The organism is Pusillimonas minor (assembly GCF_014237865.1).
In the GTDB taxonomy this organism is placed as follows: domain Bacteria; phylum Pseudomonadota; class Gammaproteobacteria; order Burkholderiales; family Burkholderiaceae_B; genus Neopusillimonas; species Neopusillimonas minor.
Genome location: NZ_JACJUU010000006.1, coordinates 123,760 through 146,739, shown reverse-complemented (window position 1 = coordinate 146,739; position 22,980 = coordinate 123,760). Strand labels below are relative to the sequence as shown.

20 protein-coding genes are annotated in these 22,980 nt (G+C 56.9%); 7 read left to right on the top strand and 13 right to left on the bottom strand.

Annotated features, from left to right (window positions below; genetic code table 11):
* A complete protein-coding gene (locus tag GTU67_RS09525; protein ID WP_185779843.1) occupies positions 1–1,170 on the bottom strand; it encodes an ABC transporter substrate-binding protein in 1,170 nt (389 codons plus the stop codon).
* A gap of 51 nt (positions 1,171–1,221) precedes the next feature.
* Positions 1,222–2,415, bottom strand: a complete 1,194-nt coding sequence (locus GTU67_RS09520; protein WP_185779842.1) for a 3-hydroxybenzoate 6-monooxygenase — start codon at positions 2,413–2,415, stop codon at positions 1,222–1,224.
* A gap of 86 nt (positions 2,416–2,501) precedes the next feature.
* Between GTU67_RS09520 and GTU67_RS09515 the strand changes: the two genes are divergently transcribed.
* Positions 2,502–3,407 carry a LysR family transcriptional regulator gene (locus GTU67_RS09515; protein WP_185779841.1) on the top strand — a complete coding sequence of 302 codons (906 nt, stop codon included), beginning with the start codon at positions 2,502–2,504 and terminating at the stop codon, positions 3,405–3,407.
* A gap of 60 nt (positions 3,408–3,467) precedes the next feature.
* Here GTU67_RS09515 and GTU67_RS09510 read toward each other — a convergent pair whose 3' ends face one another.
* From GTU67_RS09510 to GTU67_RS09490, 5 genes are all read right to left on the bottom strand, one after another.
* A complete protein-coding gene (locus GTU67_RS09510; protein WP_185779884.1) occupies positions 3,468–4,712 on the bottom strand; it encodes a TIGR03862 family flavoprotein in 1,245 nt (414 codons plus the stop codon).
* Between the two features lie 165 nt (positions 4,713–4,877).
* The gene (locus tag GTU67_RS09505) at positions 4,878–5,612 is read right to left on the bottom strand and encodes an ABC transporter ATP-binding protein (protein ID WP_185779840.1); all 735 of its coding nucleotides are present in this window, start codon (positions 5,610–5,612) and stop codon (positions 4,878–4,880) included.
* Positions 5,609–6,388, bottom strand: a complete 780-nt coding sequence (locus GTU67_RS09500; RefSeq protein ID WP_185779839.1) for an ABC transporter ATP-binding protein — start codon at positions 6,386–6,388, stop codon at positions 5,609–5,611. The genes GTU67_RS09505 and GTU67_RS09500 overlap by 4 nt, the downstream gene beginning before the upstream one ends.
* Positions 6,385–8,307, bottom strand: a complete 1,923-nt coding sequence (locus GTU67_RS09495; RefSeq protein ID WP_185779838.1) for an ABC transporter permease — start codon at positions 8,305–8,307, stop codon at positions 6,385–6,387. The genes GTU67_RS09500 and GTU67_RS09495 overlap by 4 nt, the downstream gene beginning before the upstream one ends.
* 130 nt (positions 8,308–8,437) lie before the next feature.
* Positions 8,438–9,649, bottom strand: a complete 1,212-nt coding sequence (locus GTU67_RS09490; protein WP_185779837.1) for an ABC transporter substrate-binding protein — start codon at positions 9,647–9,649, stop codon at positions 8,438–8,440.
* Between the two features lie 365 nt (positions 9,650–10,014).
* Here GTU67_RS09490 and GTU67_RS09485 point away from each other — a divergent pair, with 365 nt between their 5' ends.
* A complete protein-coding gene (locus GTU67_RS09485; RefSeq protein ID WP_185779836.1) occupies positions 10,015–11,091 on the top strand; it encodes a sensor domain-containing diguanylate cyclase in 1,077 nt (358 codons plus the stop codon).
* Here the strand turns inward: GTU67_RS09485 and GTU67_RS09480 are convergent.
* Both GTU67_RS09480 and brnQ read right to left on the bottom strand, forming a co-directional pair.
* Positions 11,088–12,686 carry a methyl-accepting chemotaxis protein gene (locus GTU67_RS09480; protein ID WP_185779835.1) on the bottom strand — a complete coding sequence of 533 codons (1,599 nt, stop codon included), beginning with the start codon at positions 12,684–12,686 and terminating at the stop codon, positions 11,088–11,090. The two genes, GTU67_RS09485 and GTU67_RS09480, sit on opposite strands and share 4 nt — an antisense overlap.
* 125 nt (positions 12,687–12,811) lie before the next feature.
* Positions 12,812–14,110: a branched-chain amino acid transport system II carrier protein gene (brnQ, locus tag GTU67_RS09475; protein WP_185779834.1), complete on the bottom strand. Its 1,299-nt coding sequence runs from the start codon at positions 14,108–14,110 to the stop codon at positions 12,812–12,814.
* A gap of 293 nt (positions 14,111–14,403) precedes the next feature.
* Between brnQ and GTU67_RS09470 the strand changes: the two genes are divergently transcribed.
* Entirely contained in the window at positions 14,404–14,859 is a 456-nt protein-coding gene (locus GTU67_RS09470) for a fasciclin domain-containing protein (RefSeq protein WP_185779833.1), read from the top strand.
* Between the two features lie 123 nt (positions 14,860–14,982).
* On the opposite strand, the gene GTU67_RS09465 is transcribed toward GTU67_RS09470, so the two are convergent.
* On the bottom strand, positions 14,983–15,165 hold the full coding sequence (locus GTU67_RS09465) for a hypothetical protein (RefSeq protein ID WP_185779832.1): 183 nt from the start codon (positions 15,163–15,165) through the stop codon (positions 14,983–14,985).
* A gap of 102 nt (positions 15,166–15,267) precedes the next feature.
* Between GTU67_RS09465 and modA the strand changes: the two genes are divergently transcribed.
* The 4 genes from modA (at position 15,268) to GTU67_RS09445 (ending at position 18,990) form a co-directional block, all read left to right on the top strand.
* On the top strand, positions 15,268–16,035 hold the full coding sequence (modA, locus tag GTU67_RS09460; protein ID WP_185779831.1) for a molybdate ABC transporter substrate-binding protein: 768 nt from the start codon (positions 15,268–15,270) through the stop codon (positions 16,033–16,035).
* Between the two features lie 20 nt (positions 16,036–16,055).
* Positions 16,056–16,739: a molybdate ABC transporter permease subunit gene (gene modB / locus GTU67_RS09455; protein ID WP_430459007.1), complete on the top strand. Its 684-nt coding sequence runs from the start codon at positions 16,056–16,058 to the stop codon at positions 16,737–16,739.
* A 15-nt stretch (positions 16,740–16,754) separates the two neighbouring features.
* Entirely contained in the window at positions 16,755–17,849 is a 1,095-nt protein-coding gene (modC, locus tag GTU67_RS09450) for a molybdenum ABC transporter ATP-binding protein (protein WP_185779830.1), read from the top strand.
* 97 nt (positions 17,850–17,946) lie between these two features.
* Positions 17,947–18,990, top strand: coding sequence for a DUF481 domain-containing protein (locus GTU67_RS09445; protein ID WP_185779829.1), 1,044 nt, complete (start codon positions 17,947–17,949; stop codon positions 18,988–18,990).
* A 61-nt stretch (positions 18,991–19,051) separates the two neighbouring features.
* Here the strand turns inward: GTU67_RS09445 and GTU67_RS09440 are convergent, their stop codons facing one another.
* The 3 genes from GTU67_RS09440 to gltS form a co-directional block, all read right to left on the bottom strand.
* Positions 19,052–19,903, bottom strand: coding sequence for a fumarylacetoacetate hydrolase family protein (locus GTU67_RS09440; protein WP_185779828.1), 852 nt, complete (start codon positions 19,901–19,903; stop codon positions 19,052–19,054).
* A gap of 112 nt (positions 19,904–20,015) precedes the next feature.
* A complete protein-coding gene (locus tag GTU67_RS09435) occupies positions 20,016–21,509 on the bottom strand; it encodes a TAXI family TRAP transporter solute-binding subunit (protein ID WP_185779827.1) in 1,494 nt (497 codons plus the stop codon).
* Between the two features lies 1 nt (position 21,510).
* On the bottom strand, positions 21,511–22,734 hold the full coding sequence (gltS, locus tag GTU67_RS09430) for a sodium/glutamate symporter (protein WP_185779826.1): 1,224 nt from the start codon (positions 22,732–22,734) through the stop codon (positions 21,511–21,513).
* Positions 22,735–22,980 lie beyond the last annotated feature (246 nt).

Genomic DNA, 22,980 nt, shown 5'->3' with positions numbered 1-22,980 from the left:
TTACTCCTTACCCATGTCTTTGACGGCGTCGAACTTGTCGAAATCAATCGCGACGGGCTGGCCATCGACCATTTCAACCTTGCGTACATAAACGGTATTGATCACGTCGCGTGTGTCTGGGTCGATGGCAATTGTGCCTCGAGGGCTTGGCAGCTCCAATCCCTTCATGGCGTCAACCAGACGCGTGCCGTCGACATCGCCGCCGGTTTTCTTGAGCGCTTCGTAAATAACCGCCATGCCATCGTAGGCGCCGACAGCCAGATAATTAGGCAATGTTTTATCACCTGCGACCTCTTTGTAAGCCTTCAAAAAGGCCTGATTCTGAGGCGTCTGATTCGACGGTGTGTAAAAGCCGCCCGAGATGGCACCCACCGAGGCATTGCCTGCCGCGCGAAGAACGTCAGGATCAACCCACCCTTCGGGAGAAATCAGCTTGATGCCCGCATCGCTCAGACCCTTTTCCGCCCAAGACTTGTAGTACAAGATAACGGGCTCACCCACCGGAAGAAACGAAAAGACCGCATCGGGCTTTTGGTCTTTAATGCGCTGCATGAACGGGCCATAATCGAAGCTGGTGATAGGCAGTGCGACTTCGCCAACGATATTGCCACCGGCTTCGGTAAACGCTTTCTTGAACCACTTTGCCGCCTCGTGGCCCGGCGCAAAATCGGCCACGCTAATATAGACGTTCTTCAAGCCTTGCTTGGCGGCCCATTCACCCATCGGGTACGACGTTTGAGCTGTTGTGAACGAAGTACGCACAATGTACGGCGAGCGCGCTGTAATAATTGACGTGGCGGCATTCATCACAACCATAGGGACTTTAGCCTGTGTCGCCAATGGCGCCACGGCCAACGCACCAGGCGTAAAGTCGAAACCGGCCAGAACATTTACCTTGTCGGCAGTAATCAGCTCTTGCGCTGCACGTTTGGCCACCTCGGGGTTAGGCCCCGTCGTATCGCGGTAAATCACCTTGATTTTTTTACCTGCCACTTCATCGCCGTGTACCTTCATGTAGGCGTTAATACCCGCCTGCAGCTGCTGACCACCCACGGCATACACGCCGGTCATTGACGTGACAACCCCTATACGCAACTCTTCGGCCGACTGTGCCTGCGCGAAAGGTACGCCTGCCAGCGCCGTAGCGACCAGCCATTTTTTTAATTGCATTTTTGTCTCCTTTGGTTTTTATATAGATACTGCTTTGTCTACCATCCCCTGTCAGGGCACGCCGGCGGCGTCATACAACCAGGACAAGCTTTCATAGCCCTGCTCATCGTTTCTGGACTGAAGCATCAGATTGCGCAATTCGCGCTTTACACCATCAGCGTGATAAACCTCGCCATAAAGCCGTGCCGTCAGCTGAACACGCCCTGTGCGCAGATAACGTTTATTTTGGTAACGCAGCAATGCGGTGGGGATATCGTCGCCGCTGTCCAACGCATCGGCCAAACACACGGCATCTTCCATGGCCATTGCGGCGCCCTGCGCCAGATACTGCAGCATGGGATGGGCGGCATCGCCCAACAATGCCACCCGCCCTTGCGTCCAGTTTTTAACCGGCTCACGGTCACACAACACCCACATACGCCAGGTTTCGATTTTTGAAAGCATCTGGCGCACGGGCTCGCAATTGGCAGCAAACCGGCGGTGCAACTCTTCGGGGTCGGCGGATGCGTCCCAACCTTCGACATAGCGGTCGCTATGAAAGACGGCCACCAGGTTGTACAGTTCGCCACAACGCAGCGGGTACTGCACCAGATGATTTTTTGGCCCGGCCCACAACACCATGTCGTTGCGACGCAAATGGGCAGGAACGTCTTCGGTGGGCAGCACGGCACGGTAAGCAATGTGTCCCGACACGCGGGGCGGGCCGTCTTGCAGCATTTGTGCCCGAATCCGTGACCACAAGCCATCGCATCCGATCAATGCGTCGCCGGTGTAAGACGCGCCCGATTCGGTATAGACAGTGACCTGATCGCCGTGCGCCTCGTAGCGGTCGACCTTGCAGCCCGTATGCATTTCAATGCCTGCCTGTGCCTCGCAGGCCTTGACCAGCGCCATGTGAAGATCGGCCCGGTAAATTACCCCGTACGGTTTGCCAAAGCGATCGACAAAGGGTTGACCCATGCGCATGCTGGTCACCTGCTCGCCGGTCAACCCGTCCATCATGACCAGATGGTCCGGGTACACGACCGTCTTTTCAACATCTGCCGTAATACCCAGTTTGTCGAACATGCGAAACGCGTTCGGCCCAAGCTGAATGCCCGCGCCGATCTCGCGCAGGGCGTCGGCCTGCTCAAGCAAAAGAACGCGCCGCCCTTGACGGGCCAGCATCAGGGCGACTGCACAGCCCCCGATACCGCCGCCTACCACCAACACTGTTTCGTGACCTTGTCGAACTGCAGAACTCATGAATGCATCTCCTTTCTGATGCATTGTCTTTCAGACCAAACTCTTACTCAATATAATGATTTTAATAATTTCAATTAATTCTAATTATGGAAAAACTGGCCAACATTGACCTGCGTCTGCTGCAGCTGTTCGACGCCGTTTATCAGACCAAGAATTTGTCGAGAGCGGCAGAAATGCTGGACTTGACCCAGCCCGCCGTTAGCCTGGCACTGGGGCGTTTACGCAAGCACTTTGACGACCCGCTGTTCGTACGCGTAGGCGGCAGCATGACGCCCACACCCACTGCCGACCAGTTGCAAGACATGGTTGCCAACGCCATTGCGCTACTCGAGGCCACCCTGAGTTACCAACCACACTTCAACCCGCAGCACGATCACCGCGAATTTCGGATTGCCATGACGGACATCGGCCAGATTGTCGTACTGCCGGCCATTTTGAATACGCTGCGCGATGTCGCACCTAATATCCAGCTGGAAGTGCAAACGATTACCCACGCCTTGCCCGAGCAACTGCAGCATGGCGAAATTGATATCGCGCTTGGCTTTATCCCCGATATGGACGGGCGCTTTGTTCAGGAAAGCCTGTTCGAAGAAGGCTTTGCCTGCCTGGTGCGCGAAGGGCATCCTCGCATCACCCAAACGATGACTCCGGACGACTACGCGCGAGAAGATCACGTCATAGTGACGACATCGGGCACCGGCCACCTGATTATCGAACGCAGCCTGAAACGTCTGGGTATCGATCGCAAAGTCGGTGTGCGGATCCCCAATTTTTTGGGGTTGGGCACGGTGGTGGGTAACAGTGACATGATCGCCACACTGCCCCGCCGCGCGGCGGCCGAACTGGGTAAGGCCTATGGCGTGCAGGTCATGCCACCCCCGGTCAGCCTGCCCTCTTACAATGTACGGCAACACTGGCACGAACGCATGCAACGCGACCCGGCACATTCGTGGCTGCGGCGCATAATCAGCGCGATATTCAGAACCGCTTAAATTGCCATTAAAGGCTGCTATGCGCAGAAAGGGCCGCAACGACGGCGCCCTCCAGGCGTCTTAAGCCGGCCGCTCCGCTTTCAGCCAGGCGCACACGCCATTGCCGGCCCATACCCCCTGGGCCAGGCAGGCCGTCAATAAATAGCCGCCTGTCGGCGCCTCCCAATCGAGCATTTCCCCGGCAGCAAAAACACCCGGCATGGCTTTCAGCATCAAGGTGTCGTCTACCGCGTCAGCCACAACCCCGCCGGCCGTGCTGATGGCCTCGGCGATGGGCCTGGGCGACAACAGCCTGATGGGCAACGCCTTTACGGCCTGGGCGAGTTGCATCGGGTCGGCCAGCGATGATTTGTCGAGCACCTCGTAAAGCAGGGCCGACTTGATACCGGTAATGCCAACCCGACTTTGCAGGTGGCTGGATAACGACCTGGACCCTCGCGGGCGCGCCAGCTCGTTGAACAGTGCTTCAGTTGACCGATCGGGCGCCAAATCGGCGTAAACCGTCACTGCGCCTTCTTGCACGATCATGTCGCGCAAAGATGCGGACAACGCATAAATCAGATTGCCCTCGACACCGGTTTCACTCACCACGAATTCCCCGCGCCGGGTATGCGTTGTCCCCAACGCATCGGTAAAGGTCAATGCGACGGCTTTCAGCTGTGCGCCGGCAAATTTGGTACGCAAGTGCGGCGTCCAGCTCACGTTAAAACCGCAATTAGCGCTTTGCAACGGGGCAATGACCACTTCCTTTTCTTGCAACCAGGGGACCCAGGCCGCATCGGCCCCCAGTTGCGGCCAACTGCCACCCCCAAGCGCCAGAACCGTTGCCCGGGGTTTTACATACACCTCTCCCGATGGCGTGGTAAAACGCAGCGCGTCGTCAACCCAGCCTTGCCAACGGTGACGCAACATAAACTTGACACCGCCCTCGTGCAAGCGCTGCGACCACGCACGCAACAACGGCGCGGCTTTCATCTGAACCGGAAACACCTTGCCGGAAGAACCCTCAAAGGTCTCGATACCCAGGCCTTGCGCCCAATGCCGAACATCTGTTGGCGTAAAGGCGTCGAGCATGGGTTGCAGCCAACGCTGCCGATCGCCGTAACGCGAGCAGAACTGTTCATAAGCCTCGGCATGCGTGAGGTTCAGCCCCCCCACCCCGGCGCGTAAAAACTTGCGTCCCAACGATGGCTTGGCCTCGAATACCGCCACCGACAACCCCGCAGCCGAAATAACTTCGGCTGCCATAAGCCCGGACGGGCCGGCACCAATAATGGCAACATCAAATGAAAGCGGATAAGGCATAGACTGGCTAACAAAAAACAAAATGGGCAGTAGATTGACACACACTGCGACGCACCAGCCGAACGCACAGGTGACAGCAACGCGGTCGCCCCGATAGTAACGGTTTGGCATGAAAAAAACCGGAGCACCTTGCGGCGCCCCGGCTCAACACAGCCACCAGGAGGATCACACTGTCAGATAGGTACGGCGCACATCTTCGTTTGCGGCGAGCGCCTCGATAGTGTCTTGATAAACAATCTGGCCTTTTTCAAGCACGTAGGCCCGGTCAGACACCAGTTCAGCAAAGTGCATGTTTTGTTCTGACAGCAAAATACTGACGCCTTGCTTTTTAAGCTCGAGGATCATGTGGGCCATCTGCTCGACAATCACCGGCGCCACCCCTTCTGAGGGCTCGTCGAGCAAAACCAGAAACGGATTACCCATGAGCGCACGAGACACCGTCAGCATTTGCTGCTCGCCCCCACTCATGCGCCCCCCCGGGCGTTGCGGCATTTCACCCAGGTTAGGAAACAATTTGAACAACCGCTCCGGCGTCCATTCAGGCGCAGCGACCCCATCGGGCCATGCACGCGGCGCCTGGCGGCCCACCGCAAGGTTCTCCATGACCGTTAAATCGGTAAAGACGCGGCGGTCTTCGGGTACAAAGGCCAGGCCCATGCGTGCGGCATGATAGGGTTCGGTACGCGAAATATCGCTACCCATGAACGAAATCTGGCCGCGACGCTTTTCGAGCATGCCCATAATGGCTTTAAGGGTCGTGGATTTGCCCGCGCCATTACGCCCCATTAGCGCAACGACCTCACCCCGCCTGACGTCAAGGTCAAGGTCATACAAAATTTGTGCTGCCCCATACCAGGCCACCAGCCCGCGTGCTTCAAGAAGAACTTCAGACTTACTCATGCCGGCTCCTGCGCTTGCACTTCTTTTTCAAAGGTTTTACCCGTCCCGAAATACACTTCTTGTACCTTGGGGTGGTTCCTGATTTCCAATGGTTTACCTTCGGCAATCAGCCGCCCGCGCGCCAGAACGATCATGCGATCGGCATACGCGAAGACAACGTCCATACTGTGTTCGGTAAACAGCACGGCCATGCCACGCTCAACCACCAAGCGCTTGGTCAGCGCCATCAGGTCGTTACGTTCTTTGGGCGCCATGCCCGCTGTGGGCTCGTCCATCAGCAGTAACTTGGGGCTATTGGCAATGGCCACTGCCAGTTCTACACGCTTGACGTCACCGTAAGCCAGTTCGCTGCAGGCTCTGTCGGCCTGGGCTGCCATGCCCACCTGGTCAAGCAATTCGAGCGCCTCGGTGCGCTTGTGCCCCGCCGCTCGACGCCAGGTGGACAACAGTCGGTTGTCGGCCGACAGCAAGGCCATTTGCACGTTCTCCACCACGGTAAAAGACGAAAACGTCTCGGCAATCTGGAAGGTGCGGCCCACACCCAGCCGCCAGATCTCGCGCGGCGGCTTGCCGATGAGTTCGTGGCCGTCAAGCTTGATGGAGCCACGATCGGCGTGCAGCTGACCATTGACCATATTGAACGTGGTAGACTTGCCCGCCCCATTCGGGCCAATAAGCGCCAGCAGCTCGCCAGCGTGCAAATTAAAGTTAATGCCATCGACTGCTTTGACGCCGCCGAACGACTTACCCAGGCCGTTTACTGTAAGCAAACTCATGACCGCGCTCCTTCAAGACCTACCGCAGGCTTGACACCACGGTTTTGAAAATTTGACACCAGTTGCTTGAGCGTACCGGCAATACCCTGCGGGAACAGCAACACAAGAATCAGGATGATGCCCCCCAACATGGCGCGCCAGAATTCTGTATTACGCGCGACGGTGTCGTGCAACCAGGTAAAGGACACCGCACCCACGACCGGCCCCATCAGGTTTTGCATGCCGCCCAGCAACACCATGACCAGGCCGTCAATAGACCGGTTCACGTGCAGGGTTTCGGGGGCAATACTACCCTTCGAGAACGCAAACAATGCACCGGCCAAACCTGCAACGACACCTGCCAGGACAAAGCCATACCAATGGATTTTCTTGACGTCGATACCAATGGCGTCGGCTCGAAGGAATGAGTCGCGTCCTGCCCGCATGGCATACCCGAAGGGTGAAAACAATACGCGGCGCAACCACATAATGCCCAGCACAACCAGCGTCAGGACGAGGTAGTAGTAGACCGTTTTATTCGACAACCACTCGGAAGGCCAGATACCGGTCAAACCGTTACTGCCGCCGGTGAAGTCGTCCCACTGGAAACAAATAGCCCAGGTAATTTGCGCCACGGCCAACGTCAACATGGCCAAATACACGCCAGACAACCGCACACAGAACCAGCCGTAGAAGAATGCCCCTAGACCAGCAATAACCGGACCGACAATCAGGGCCATCTCCATGGGCAGACCTGCGGCCTGCACCAGCAACGCCGCACCGTAAGCCCCAAGACCAAAGTAAGCGGCATGACCGAATGAGTGCATACCGCCAGGGCCCATGATGAAGTGCAAACTGGTGGCAAACAACGCTGCGATGAGAATGTCGATCATCAAAACGGTGATGTAAGGCGCGCTTGAGAAAATGCCGGGGGTAGCGACCAGGAACAGCAGGACAATGCCGATGCCGATCTTGAATATTTTGGACGCCGGCAACAAAGGCATTTCGCCATCGTTGTTTTTGTGACCCGCCGCCTGCGGCCGACCAAACAAACCCCAGGGCCGCAAAACAAGCACCACGGCCATGACCACAAATTCAACCACCAGCGTCAGCTTCGAGAACGAAATCGTCAAACCAAATATTTCGACCAAGCCAAGCCACATACAGATCGCTTTCAGTTCGGCGATAAGCAACGCGGCCACGTAGGCGCCGGTAATAGACCCCATACCGCCCACCACAACAATCACGAACGCCGCACCAATAATGTGGATGTCCATTTCAAGATTGGCAGGTTCACGGGGTAACTGCAACGCACCCCCCAACGCGGCAAGCGCCGCCCCCAGGGCAAATACCGCCGTAAACAGCCAGGCCTGATTGATACCCAGGGCGCTGACCATGCCACGGTCTTGTGTGGCGGCGCGCACCAGCGTCCCCCAGTGGGTTTTAGTCAGCAACAACCACAGCAAGCCCAGCACAATCGGGCCAATAAGAATCAAGAAAATATCGTACTGCGGGAAGTTCCGGCCCAGAATTTCAATGGACCCTTCCAGCCCTGGTGCACGTGGTCCCAATAGCTCTTCGGGCCCCCAGTACCAAAGCACAGCGTCTCGCACCATCAGGGCCACCGCAAAGGTAGCCAGCAACTGAAACAACTCAGGCGCGTGATAAATACGACGTAACAGAAATATTTCGATCAGAGCGCCAAACACCCCCACCAAAAGCGCCGCGACGACAACAGACACCCAAAAGCCCAGCGCGCTTTCGAAGGTCATGACCAAAGAATAGGCAACGTAAATGCCCACCATATAAAACGAGCCATGCGCAAAGTTGACGATGCGCGTGACGCCGAATATGAGCGACAGCCCTGCGGCCACCAGGAACAGCGACGATGCGCCGGCCAGGCCGTTCAGCAACTGCACAATAAACCCTGAGAAATCCATAACAACTCGCAGCAGATAGTTTTAGTGGCGGGTAACACGCCCGTAGACGACGTGTTACCCGATAAGGCCGCCTTTTGCCTTGTGCACGTAGCTGTTCAGCACGTGCATACGGCGGCTCTTTTGAAGGACTTCAATCAGCCTTGCGCAGTGACTTCACGTAATCGTCCGAAGGTTGAAGCTTCTCGCCGGGGATGTATTCACCGGTGGGCATCGCACCCTTGCGGTTTTCAACGGCAAGACGACCGACGTAAATCCCCATCATCGACTGGTTGTCGAGCTCGCGAAAATAAGTGGGTCCAAACGGCGTGTTGAACTCAAGCCCTTTGAATGCCTTGATCAACGCCTCGGTATCGGTCGAGCCGGCTTTTTCGATGCCCGCAGCCAAAGCCATGACCGTCGAGTAACCAATGACGGAGTTCAGACGAGGGTAGTCGTCGTATTTCTTCTGATAGGCTTCAATGAACGCACGATGCTCAGGCGTATCGATGGTTTTATAGGGGTAGCCCGTCACAATCCAGTTTTCGGGGGCATCGCCACGCAACGGGTCCAGGTACTCGGGCTCGCCGGTCAGCAAGCTGACGACTTCACGGCCTTCGAAAAGACCACGGGTTTTACCTTCACGCGCAAACTTTGTCAGGTCGGGCCCGAACAGTACGTTGAAAATAGCGTCGGGCTTGGCGTCTTCAAGCGCTTGCACGGCAGGACCGGCATCCAGGCGGCCAAACGGCGGGGCTTGCTCGGCCACAAACTCTACGTCAGGCTGCAGGCGTTTCAGTTCGGACTTGAACGAGGCTACGGCGGCCTGACCATACTCGTAGTTGGGGTAGATCAGTGCCCAGCGCTTTTTCTTCAGTGCAGCTGCGGCCGGTGCCACCGATGCGGACAGAGCATGCGTACCCGCGCGCAAGCGATAGGTATACCGGTTGCCGTTATCCCAGACCACCTTGTCGCTTAACGGGCCGGACGCCAGGAAGAAACGCTTACGCTGCTTGGCAAAGTCTGTGACAGCCAATCCGACGTGCGACAGCGTCACACCCGTCAAAATATCAACTTGCTCGCGTGAAATCAGTTCTTCGGCAATACGAACGGCATCGCCCGCGTTGGCGTTGTCATCACGAAAGATGGTTTCAAGCTGCTTGCCCAGCACGCCACCCTTGGCATTGACCTGCTCTTGGGCCAACAACCACCCCTTTTTGTAGGGCTCAAGGTTGGCCGGCAACGTTTTGTAACTATTGATCTCGCCGATCAGGATCTTGTCGCCGGCTGCAAATGTCGACCCCGAAAAGGCACTGAGCCCCATTGCCATTGCTGCAGCAACAGTGATTTGTTTTAACAACTTCATTAATTTTCTCCCGAAAACTCTGGTGAGCCGGTTAGGCACGTAATACAGCAATTACCAATGGCCTGTTGCTAACACCTGACATAAGGCCACAAGCTGGAACCTGTCTTCAAAATGTAGCAAACACCGAAAAAAATTGTAGTGAGTACTAAAGACATAAAAAATACTAAGTGAAATAACGGCCATGCGCAATGTGGGTTCTCCCGAGCATCCCCCCCGTTTTAACCCCTAAAATCGCAACAAAATGCAACTTCGGTTTTTGGGCGACCGCAACACCTGGGGAACGCTTTGTTACGACTTTGCTCTAAAATGAATTGATGCCTTGAATGGATCAGTACCATTTCCCCGGCCCACCAAACGAGGTAGCGTTGAGCACGTCCCCATCTTCACCCCCAACCCCCGACGGCATCATTTCCAGTCAGGCCCGCCTGAAGGCACTGGCCGACTATCAGGTGCTCGATACCGACTACGAAGCGGCGTTCGACGGCATCGTCAAACTGGCGGCCAATATCTGCAATGCACCTATCGCTGTCATCAACTTCATCGACGATGAACGTCAATGGTTCAAGGCCGAAATCGGTTTGGGGATTCGCGAAACGCCGCTAGACATATCTATTTGCCGACACGCCGTGCTGGAAGACGACATCATGGTGATCAACGACACCCAGACCGATGCCCGCACAAAAAGCAACCCGCTGGTGTTTGCCAGCGAAAAGAACCTGCGGTTCTATGCGGGTGCGCTACTTAAATCGGGTACCAATGCTCTGGGGACGTTGTGCGTGCTCGACCACGAACCTCGCACGATTACCGAGGCCCAAATCGAGGCCCTGAAACTGCTGCGCGATCAGGTCATGCATCTGCTCGACTTTAGGCGCCTGCACCTGACCCAGCGTCTGCTGGTCAAAGAACTTGACGAATCCCGCCATGCACTACAGCGTCAGGCCCACCTTGACCCGCTTACCGGCCTGTTGAACCGACGTGCGTTCGAAGTACGTTTGCGCTTCGAGCTTGAATCGATTCTTGACCCCGAGAACCCGGGCGCGCTCATGATGATCGACCTGGACAAGTTCAAAGACGTCAACGACCAGCATGGGCACCTGACGGGCGACAAGGTGCTCAAACACGTTTCCCAGGCACTGCGCAAAGCCATACGCACCAGCGATATTCTGGCGCGTTGGGGGGGTGACGAGTTTCTGGTGCTGCTGCCGGCAACGCAACTGGAACAAGCGCGCGAGGTTGCCGGGCGGGTGTTGCAAGCACTTGAAAAAAAGGATGCCCGCTCTAAACTACCCGGCCGGGTATCGGCCAGTATCGGGCTAGCCAGCTTGCGTGGTTATGCGTCGGCCGACGAAGTCATTGCGGCGGCCGACGCGGCAATGTACGACGCCAAAAGATCAGCGGGCGCCGCACGCGCCCGCATTAAAACTAAAGCACCTACCGCTTAGCGGCTGGGCGCAACGATCTTGAATTCGCTGACCAAGTCAGACAACGACTGAGCCTGTCGCCGCATCTGTTGCGACGCCCCGGCAACCGCATCAACTTGCGCTTCATTCTGGACATTAAGCTGATCGAGATGGGCAATGGCTTCGCTGACCTGCGACACCCCCACGCTTTGCTCGCGGCTGGCATTGGCAATATCGATCATGAGCTGCGCAGCCTTGTCGGCCGATGACAGAATTTCGCCCATGGTTTTTTCGGCTTCGCGCACCGACGCATGGGCGCGCTCGACATTGCCGGACGACGCCACGATAAGTTCGCGGATTTCTTTGGCGGCCGTTGCGCTGCGCTGGGCCAGCGCGCGTACTTCGCCCGCCACCACCGCAAACCCCCTGCCCTGCTCGCCTGCACGAGCCGCCTCGACCGAGGCATTCAGCGCCAGAATATTGGTCTGGAATGCAATGCCGTCGATAACGGTAATGATGTCGTTGATTTTGCGCGAGCCGTCGTAGATGTCATCCATGACCGCCGTCACCTGCCCCACCGAGGTTCGCCCATCGCGCGCGACCTCGGAGGTTTTGTGAACCAGATCGCTGGCCGAATTCGCGTTGTCGGCGTTGCTCTTGACCGTCGAGGTGATCTCTTCCATAGCGGCTGCGGTTTCTTGCAGGCTGGATGACTGCGCCTCGGTACGCTCGGCAAGTTCGGCGTTGCCGCTGGCAATACCTGCAGAGCTTTGGTTGACCAGATGGGTGGTTTCTTGAATTTGCCCAACCAGCAGCTTGATATTGACCTGCAAGATACGCAGCCATTGGCTGATTTGGCCCAGTTCGTCGTCGCCGCGCGCGGGGATGCGGTCGTACAGGTTACCGCTGCTCATGGACACCAGCAGTTTGGTCGCGTCGGTTAACGGCGAAATAAGCGAACGACGCAGCGCATATAGGCCCGCCAAAATAATGACCAGCTCCGGGACAAGAAGATAGAGCTCGTTGGTGCGCCCGTTAAGCACCGCGTTGACCCCGCTGCCCCCCAAAACCAGCGTGACCAGCAAGGCCATTAAATTAAATTTGGTATTTAGCGAAAACTGGAACAGACGCCGTGCTCGCGCCCAGAACGACATGGATGTTGGCACACCATTGTGCAATACCGTCGAGTTATCGCCCTGATTAAGCCGGTCGTACAGCCCCTTGGTGGCGGCCAACGCTTGCTCGGCCGGTTTGACCCGAATCGAGGTATAGCCGGTGACTTCGCCGTTTTTGACAATAGGCGCAACAAAGGCAAGCACCCAGTACTCGTCACCGTTTTTGCAGCGGTTTTTAATCATGCCGCCCCAGGCCTTACCCTCTTGCAAGGTAGCCCACAAGTCGGCAAACACCTGTTTGGGCATGTAGGGGTGGCGCTCGATGCTTTGCGGCGCACCAATAAGCTCGTCGCGGGTGTACCCGCTAATGCGAACAAAGTTGTCGTTCGCGTAAGTAATATTGCCTTTTAAGTCGGTTTTCGAAATGATGGTTTCGTTGGGCCTTAACACGTATTCTGCAGGTGCACCCGTTCGTGCCGAGGCCACAATGCCTGAATCAACTACCGAAATACCTTGCCGCATACATCCCTCGAGAGGGCGCAAATACCAGACGCCCGAGTCCTGTTAATTTGTTACAAAAGTCGAACAAATCATAGCAAACGGCAATGCTGTCAGGGTATAAAACGGGTCGAACCTATGGAAAACACTTAGGGTGCCGGCGCCAGGCGGTCGAACAACACACCCGCCACTACTGCTACAAAAACAGGCACCAACCAGGCCAGCCCCAACGAGGCGGCAGGCAACGCATTAACCCATGCGGGCACCCATGCCCCCAAGCCGGCAGCGTTCAGGCCATCGGCCACGCCAAATACAGTCGCAACGGCCAGGGCAGGCACAAAGACGCGAGGCGCCGATCGCCAGAAACGTCCCATCAGGCTTAACAACACCAACGTGATGGCCACAGGGTACATACCGACCAGAACCGGAACCGAAACCGCGATCAACTGCGTGAGGCCCAGATTGGCAACAACCATGCTGCACACGCAAAACAGAACCACAACCTTGCGATACGAAACACCCAACAGCGCGCTGAAGTATTCACCACAAGCCGTAATAAGCCCCACCGCCGTCGTCAGGCAGGCGCACACAATGACAGCCGCCAGCACGACACTGCCGAAATGGCCAAAGGTTTGTTGCGTGAAGCCGGCCAAAACAGGAACACCGGTCGTGGCATCGGGATGCAGCCCGGCACTGGTTGCCCCCAGGTAAATAAGCGACACATAAACCAGTGCCAAACCAACGGCAGCGATGACTGCAGCCCATATGGCGTAATAGGTTTGCAAGCGTATGTCGGTAACGTTGCGCCCCCGTATGGCATTGACAATCACAATGCCAAAAACCAGCGCACCCAGCGCATCCATGGTTTGATACCCATGTAGAAAGCCCTGAACCAAAGGCGCGCTTTGATAAGCACCCCGGCTGTCGCCGATGTCGCCGGCGGGCTCAAGCAGCGCAGCGGCGCCCAGCAAGACCAGCGCGGCAATAAGCACGGGGGTAATGAACTTGCCCACGTTGTCGATAAGCCGGCTTGGGTACAAGGCAATCAACATCACAACGGCGAAGTAAATAACCGAATACACCAGTAACGGTCCGGTGCCCACGTCAAAAAACCGCGAGAACCCGATTTCGAAAGACACGGTTGCTGTGCGTGGCGAGGCAAAAAAAGGCCCGATCGCCAAATACACCAGCACACCAAACGTGGTGCCCGCCACGCGCCCCACCGGCGCTGTCAGCGCAGCAATACCGCCGCCCACCCGCGCCAGCGCCACAATCGTTAATAACGGCAGCCCGACGCCCGTCAGCAAAAAACCCAGCGCGGCCGGCCCCATGTCGTCACCCGCCAGCAAACCCACCAATGGCGGAAAGATAATATTGCCGGCCCCCAGAAAGAGCGCAAAGGTCATAAAGCCCAGGGCAATCAGATCGGAAAGTTTTAGTGTCTGCATGTAGAAAAATTTCAGTGGCTTGCGCGAATGTTAGCGCAAGCCTTGGTTAACCGGCACAAAGCGGCATCAGCACAGATGTATTCATCTTGTTTCACTTGCTTGATTTTTAAGAGATATTGAACAGCTATTGAACCGTTTTGTTTAGCCTTGTCTAGCACAAACTATGGACACTAGCTGAAAGGGACCTTAAATTAAGGGCTCGTCCAGTTCATATGAAACGGACTCAACCTGACGCGACGGCAACAGGCAGCCACACACCGCCCCGCCGTCTCGCAACGAACAAGGAGTGAACGATGAAACGCTTTCTGATGGGTGCCTCACTGGCCCTTGCCCTGGGTTCCGCACATGCCGCAGACATTGTCGACACCGCCAAGTCCGCTGGTTCTTTCAACACCCTGGTCACCGCCGTTCAGGCCGCCGACCTGGTCGACACCCTGAAGGGGCCGGGCCCCTTCACGGTTTTTGCCCCAACCGATGAGGCTTTTGCCAAAATCCCCAAAGACCAGCTTGACGCCCTGCTTAAAGACAAAGCCGGTTTGACCAAGGTATTGACGTATCACGTTGTGGCCGGCAAGGTCATGGCGGCTGACGTCAAGCCCGGCCAGGTGCCCACAGTACAAGGCAGCCCGCTGACCGTGTCGGTTAAAGACGGCAAAGTCATGGTTGACGGCGCCAATGTTGTCCAGACCGACATCAACACCGACAACGGCGTGATTCATGTCATTGACGCAGTGATTATGCCCAAGTAACCGGCGCGTACCCCACGTTGATGAAGGGATATCTACCCCTGGATATCCCAAAAAAAGCCTGCCGGGCTGATGAACCCGGCAGGCTTTTTTACGTGGCTTGCGCCACGCCAGACGCCGGCAACATTACTTTGCCGCGTCTTGCATTTTTTGCCCGGCGTTTTCAATGGCCGAACCCACCGACGCCGCGGCCTTGTCAAGCTCTTTACCCGCGCGCTCGGCGGGGCCTTCTTTTTCTTGGCAACCAGCCAGCACAAAGCCAAGTGCCAGCACGGCGGCGATAGAGCGTATCAATTTGCCAAATGTCATGGACTTCCCCCTGTTTTATATAAGCTGCCACGCACAAATAGCGTGTTGCGGCGTGCAAATGATAGGATTGCGCTACTGATTTTCAGCGTTTTGAGTATACCCATGAAACTCTTTCGTCGGCTCGCGTCGGCAACCCTTCTGGCCCTGGCGGGCACCCAAGCCGCAACCGCGCAGTCGGTTGCCGTCGCCGTTGCGGCCAACTTTACCGCGCCCATGCAAAAAATCGCGGCGCTTTTCGAAGCCGAAACCGGTTACACGGCGGCACTGGCATTTGGGTCTACCGGGCGGTTTTACGCCCAGATCAAGAACGGCGCACCCTTCGATGTTCTGCTGGCCGCCGACGAAAAGACGCCTGCAAAACTTGTTGAAGACGGTCTGGCGCTGGCCCCGACCCGAACCACGTACGCTGTGGGCAAACTGGTGTTGTACAGCCGGCGCCCGTCCGTCGTTGACGACAAAGGCGATGTCTTGAAACAAGTGCAAACCGGCAAAATTGCCATGGCAGACCCAAAACTGGCGCCCTACGGCCTTGCCGCGCAGCAAACGCTTCAAGCCCTCGGCGTATACGAACAGCTAGAGCCCAGGCTGGTTATGGGCGAAAGCATTGGTCAGGCATACCAGTTTGTCGCCACCGAGAACGCGCTCATGGGTTTTGTTGCCCTATCGCAAGTCAGCGCACCGGGCCAAACACAGCCTGGCTCAAGCTGGGTTGTTCCCCAAGCCCTCTACGACCCAATCCGCCAGGACGCTGTCGTACTGGCGCGGGGCAAAAACAACCCTGCCGCGCTGGCGTTACTAAAGTTTCTGCAAAGCCAAGCCGCCCATGACGTCATTCGCAGTTATGGTTATGGTTTAGGCACCACCCCCTGACATGGTGTTTCTTTGACGGCATGATGTTTGATGACGCAGCCCGGCAAGCCATTTGGCTGACCCTCGAACTCTCGGCATTAACCACCCTGGTGCTGCTGGTGATTGCTACGCCGCTGGCCTGGTGGCTAACGCGCACGGCATCGGGGTTGCGTGCCCCCATCCATGCGCTGGTCACCTTGCCCCTGGTATTGCCGCCTTCCGTATTGGGCTTTTACCTGCTGGTTGCCATGGGGCCCAACGGACCGTTGGGCCAGTTCACGCAGGCCATGGGGTGGGGTGTCTTGTCGTTTACCTTCACCGGCTTGCTCATTGGCTCTATTATCTTTTCCCTGCCTTTTGCGGTTCAGCCCATCCAAAATGCCTTCGAGGCCATGGGCCGTCGCCCCATGGAAGTGGCCGCCACCCTGGGCGCCAGCCCGCTTAACGCGTTCTTCACGGTTGCGCTTCCGCAAGCACGTAGCGGCATGCTAACGGCCGCCATACTCAGCTTTGCCCATACCGTGGGCGAATTCGGCGTAGTGCTCATGATCGGGGGCAATATCCCCGGGCAGACACGCGTTGTATCCACCCAAATTTACGGTCATGTCGAGGCCATGGAATACACCCAGGCGCATTGGCTGGCAGGCGGCATGCTGGTGTTCTCTTTTATTGTGCTGCTTGCGCTGGCCGCCCTGCGCAAAAACAATGCCCGCGTGCTGCCCTGACCCGGCCCATCACCCATGACGCCACACGACACCTCATCGCTGCTTGTCAATATCGAACTATCCAGAAAAGGGTTCAGGTTACAGGTCGACCTGACGCTGCCGGGGCAAGGCATTACGGTTATTTATGGGGTATCGGGTTCGGGTAAAACCAGTCTGTTGCGATGCGTCGCGGGCCTTGAGCATCCAGATCACGCCAAAATAGTCATTGGCGACGAAGTCTGGCAAGACAGCGGCAAGCAGCTTTTTGTGCCAACCCATAAACGTTTGCTGGGTTATGTCTTCCAGGAAGCCAGCCTGTTTGAGCACCTGAACGTTCACGACAACCTGCAGTTTGGGCTAAAGCGACGTCAGACGCCCCAATCGTCCAGCCTGCTGGACACCGCCATAACGCTTTTGGGTATAGGCCACCTGCTGCAACGGCACCCGGCGGGGCTGTCGGGCGGCGAGCGCCAGCGCGTTGCCATTGCAAGGGCGCTGGCGTGCGGCCCACGTATTCTGCTGCTCGACGAACCCATGTCGGCCCTTGACCAGGCCCGCCGGGACGAGGTCATGCCCTGGCTTGAAAAGCTGCGCGACCAATTGAAGCTGCCCATGCTTTACGTGACCCATTCGGCCAACGAACTGCAACGGCTCGCCGACCATGTAGTCGCGCTTGAACACGGTCGTGTTATTGCCTCGGGGCCTATACACGACGTACTTGGCAATGCCGAGCCCGCCCTTATTGCGGGTAACGACGCAGGAAGCGTACTGATCGGGCACGTAGCCAGCCTGCATACCGAATGGCAAATGGCCCGGATCACCCTTGGGCCGGCAGATTTCTGGGTATCGCAAAGCAGTCTTACGGTAGGGCAAGAGGTGCGACTGCTTGTGCTGGCGCGCGACGTCAGCATTACACAAGGCAAGCCCGAGCACACCAGCATCCAGAACCACCTGCCATGCGAAGTGGTTTCGGTATCGCCCGACACCCAACCGTCACAACTATTGGTGCAACTACGTTGCAACGACATCACCCTTACCGCCCGTATTACGCAGCGCGCTCAAGCCATGCTGGGCCTGCAGCCTGGTCAGCCTGTCTGGGCACAGGTTAAATCTGTTGCCCTGGTCAAGTAACTGACCGCATTTGCGATGATATTGTGTTGCGCCTACAATGTTTTGCTTACTAATAATTTCACTGCTTATTATTTTTAGGCAAAACGCACACGCCCTAATGTCATTTCAAAAGCACAACTACGCCAAATCACTTTTACTCACCGCCCTGCTCTCTGCATCCAGCGCCTTCGCCGACACCGTCTGGCTTAATAACGGCGACCGCCTTACAGGCACAATCAAATCACTCGATGCCGGTTATCTGGTCATCGAAACCGCCTACAGCGGCAATGTACGCATCAACTTCAATGACGTCAAAACCCTGTCCAGCGATACAGCGCTGGTCGTTCGGGATACCTCGTTACAACGGGACTACCGGGCCAAGCTGGTGGCGGCAGAGGCAGGCACCGTAACCCTGAACGGTGTGGCACGACAAGGCGACGCCGCCGAGCCCGTCAGTCAGGCCGTGGCTCTGGACAGCATCAAACGCGTCGTTCGCCCCCGCCCGTTCCTGAACGAGGCCAGCTTTAGCGGTCGCATAGACTTGGCTGCCAGCCAGAAATTTGCCTCGACCGACACGAAAGACTACACCCTGGATTCTCATGCCCAATTGCGCCATGGCATGTGGCGACATCGTCTTGGGGCCGACTACACTCGCAGCCGCGAAAACGACACCGACAGCACCTATAACTACGGTGCAGGATACTCGCTTGACCACTTCATCAGCCGCAAAGCGTTCTGGCAAGGCCGGGTGTCGTACCGACGCGACCAGGTCGAAGACCTGACACGCCAGGTGTCATACGGTACCGGCCCCGGCTACCAGTTCTGGGATGACGAGCTCGGGTCGTTTTCTGTGTCGGCCCTGTTGAACCGGGTTCACTACAAGTATAAAGACGGCTATAGCGAAGACGATTACGCCGCCAGCCTGCGCTGGGACTACGTACGCTACTTTATGGGCCAGGAAATCGAGCTGTACACGCGCGGCGAAGTGCTGCGATCGTTTAACGGCGAAACCGACTTTGCAATTAATGGCGAAGTTGGCACCCGATACAACGTCAACAGCACCTTGTCGCTATACCTGAAATACGCGCGCCATCAAGTTAGCGGCTCGCGCAGCGGCCTCAACCAGTCTATTTACAGTACGGGCCTGGGCATCAAGTGGTAGGCGTCCAATAAACAGCGCGGCCAGTCTGGCGCGCGCTGTGCCCGACAACACACGGTAAAAATCAATGTACGTTTACGATCAGTTCGCCTAAATGCTGCACGCTGGCCCGAATGGTTTGACCACTGCGTACGGGGCCAACGCCCTCTGGAGTCCCTGTAAAAATCACATCGCCGGGGTGCAGCGTGTAAAACTTCGAACCAAACTCGATCAGGGCAGCAACACCCAGGATCAACTCCGAGGTATTCGACGATTGACGCGGTTCGTCGTCAACAGACAGTGTCAGGTCAAGATGACCGGCATCCGGTAACTCGTCGGCTGTTGTCAGCCAAGGGCCCAGGGTCGTGTAGGTGTCGGGCGATTTACGCATACTGCGCTCTTCAGGGCCGCGAATCGTAATATCCAGGCCCACGCAATAACCGGCCACATAATCAAGCGCTTCTTTGCGCGACACATTGCGCGCAGTTTTGCCAATTACCACCACCAACTCAACCTCGTGGTCGGTGCGACGATCGGGCAAGGCCTGGGTAATGCCTACACTGGGGTCAACCAACGAACTTTGCGCCTTCAAGAACAGGCCGGCCCGCTCAATATGATTGATCTGGTTGTTGTGATGCAGGTTCGGGTCGTCGAGCACTTCTTGCAAGTGCTTTTTGTAATTGACCGGCGCCGCGATAATTTTGCCCGGATTGGCAAAAGGCAACAGCAGTGCCAGGTCGTTCAAGTTCAGTGCCGGCGCGGTTGCCTTCAGGCGTTGTACTTCGGCCATAACCGCCGGCAAGTGGGCAATCAGTTGGTCGCCCAAGGGGTACGGGTAAGTCGCCTGAGGCACGCAGGCCAGTGCGGGCGTCACATCGTAAACCGTCTGGCCTTCGACCAAACCCAGACGATCAGGAAAGAACCGGCATAACTTCATATCGAAAATCTCTTCAAAAATTGATCAACACTTTTAGTGAAGAGATTCTCGGCCAGGCAAAAAACTAAATCAATATAATGAATTTAATAATTTTGATTAGTAAAAATTATACTCAGGGGCGGTTACCCAGCGCCGACAAGGCCTCGTCGGCCCCGTCGTGCAGCGGTACAGTAACCCCCATGCGTGCACTGGCCGCAGACACTTGCGCCCCCTGGGCCGACCCATAAGCCAACAGATCGTAGCCTGCCTGAAATACGCGCTGGGTCAATTCAATGGCCTCATCGCGGGTTAATGCCGTGGTTGTCAGCAACAACGCCGCCATACCCACCGTAGCCACGGGCTTTGTCTGATTGGGGTAAACGCCCTGGGCGATATTCAACGGCATAAGCGAAGGCTCGTCTTCGACTAATGCCTCGATGGCCGCCGCATCAAGCGGCAACAGTTTTAATGGCGCTTTGGCCAAGGCATCGCGCAGGGGCGTAGCCGGGATACCAATGACATGCACGGTTGCGTCAATAACCCCGGCGGTGAGCGCCGGCAACGACGCCGTAAACGGCATATCGACTGCCGTGTAATCTTTACCGGCCTGAAGGCCGTGCGCGTCGAGCACATGTTCGAGCGTTGTACGCACCGCAGACCCCGCTGGGCCCAGCGCCACCTTTTTGCCCTTCAGGCTGCGTACGCCCCGGTAGGCCGGGTCGTCACGAACCACGATATGAACCAGTTCGGGATACAACCCGCCCAAGGCACGCAAGTTGGTAAACGGCCCCTTTGAATAGAACGGACCTTCACCCTCGTAGGCCATATCGGCAGCATCGGCCTGGGCCAGCGCTATGACGGCGTCACCGGTACGCAGCATTTCGATGTTATCGACGCTGCCACCGGTGATTAACGGCGTAATTTTTGCCTGACCGTCGTGCGCCAATGCAGCCAACGCACTGGCAAAGGCCACGTACTCACCGCGGTCGGGGCCACCCGCCAAGGGGTAGCCTTGCTGCATGCGGCTAAGGCGGCCATTAATGCGCGCAACAGAGCGCTGCAGCTCTTGCTGCACAATGCGCTCGCCGGCGCCCGAGTTACTGCGGGTCACCGAACGGGATATTTCGTCGAGCGTGTCGAGCAGACGCCGGGAAACCGGCGGTGGCGCACCGGTATCGATAGCAGGCGCTTGCGCATTGCTGACCCCGGGCGGCGTTGCCAAAACCCACTGGCCGCCGGCATTTTTGGCATAGATAGCGCTGGCGTGCGCAATGATCTGGTCACCGGCCAGGTTACCGCCAGACTTAACGCCAGAAATACTGCGTGGGCCGGCACCCAGCAACGTCACCAACGAGGCCACACCGGGCCGATCCCAGGCATCGAGGGTGACGTCTTTTTCAAATTCGAGCGCAATGTCGTAATACACCACGCGGCGATCTTCGCCTTCAGGCGCCGTACTGTCGGTGGCAGAACCCTTGCGGTCGAGTTCGACGATTTTAAAAACACCTTCACCATAAGTCGCATCGAGTCGTTGCCCGATATCAGTACGCAAGGTGCTGACGTCGGGTTGTCGGCCACACGCGGCCAGCAAAAGACAACCCACAACCAGAAGCAGTCGCTTGAACATGTTATAGCCCCCCGACAAAGGGCAACGACAAGAACGTCGTTAAGACGGTGACGTTGATGATGTCGACCAGGAAGGCCCCGGTAACCGGCACCACAATAAACGATTCGGGCGCCGGGCCATGCCGCCGGACCAGGGCCTGCATGTTGGCGATGGCAGTAGCCGTCGCACCCATAGAAAACCCGCAGAACGCGGCCGAAATAACGGCCGCTTCATAGTCTTTCTTAAGCGCCCTGAACACGACCAGGCTGGCGTAGATGGCGGCAAAAATTGCCTGCACAAGCAAGATAATGGCCAACGGGCCGGCCAAGGCCAGTACGCTGTCCACGTCCAGCGTCATCATGGTCAACCCAAGAAAGATGGACAAGGAAAGCGTGCCGATCATTTCTGTCGCCTGGTCGTCGAGTTTTAGCCCCAACCGGCCGCCCAGGTTACGGATGACAATACCAATAAGCATGCACCACAAAAAATTGGGGATATTGACAGGCCAGCCTTGGGCCAGTTCGGCCAACGCAATGCCCCCGGCCAAGCACACAAACGCTGCTGTCAGCGACACGATATAACTGCCCGAGTCAGGCGGCATCTGACTGGTACTGTCGGTGATGCCGGCGGCAGCATTACTGGCCCCGACACCCGTATCGGCAGGATCTAAGCTGCCCTTTAATTTGTGCCGTTTCAGCAAGCGTTCGGCCACCGGGCCGCCGATAAGCCCCCCCAGCACTAAGCCGATGGTTGCAGCCGTCATGGCCAAGGCCATGATGTTCTGGATGTTATTGACGTCGGCAAAGCTGCTGGCATAGGCCGCCCCGGTACCATGCCCCCCAACCAAAGCAATTGAACCCGCCACAAGCCCCATGAGCGGATGCAAATCGAGCAGCCAGGCCATACCCAGGCCAATCGCGTTCTGCAAAATGACGAACGGAACCAGCACCAGCAAAAACGCAATCAGTCGCGGCCCGCCGGCAGCAAGCAATTTAAGATTGGCCGTCAAGCCCACGCAGCCAAAGAAAATCAGCATCAGGGTGGGCCGGATATTGGCCTCGAGCGACACCGTGACCCCGGAAAAATCAGTTAGCAAAAACACCAGTACCGCAAACAGCATGCCGCCGACAACCGGGTCGGGGATACTGTAGCGGGCCAACACCCCGACACGACTGGTAAGGACACGACCGGCCACCAGCACAAAACAACACGCCAGCAGCGTTTCTATGGCAGAAAGAGAAATCATGGGACACCTGTATGGCCTGACCACAGGCCGCTCAAGACCGAAAGCATAACCCGGGAAACCTGTTGCATGCAGCCCTCACGACTGTTGTTTGAGGCCCTCATGGGTTTCCCGAATTCATATCAATAAACCTTACACAAACAAAACCGATGAGTATAGAATCGGAAAAAAAGCCAGACCAATAATTACTGGCAAGCACGAGACAAACACTTCGGGCTACACCGAAGCAACCCGCAAAAAGCGGGTTAC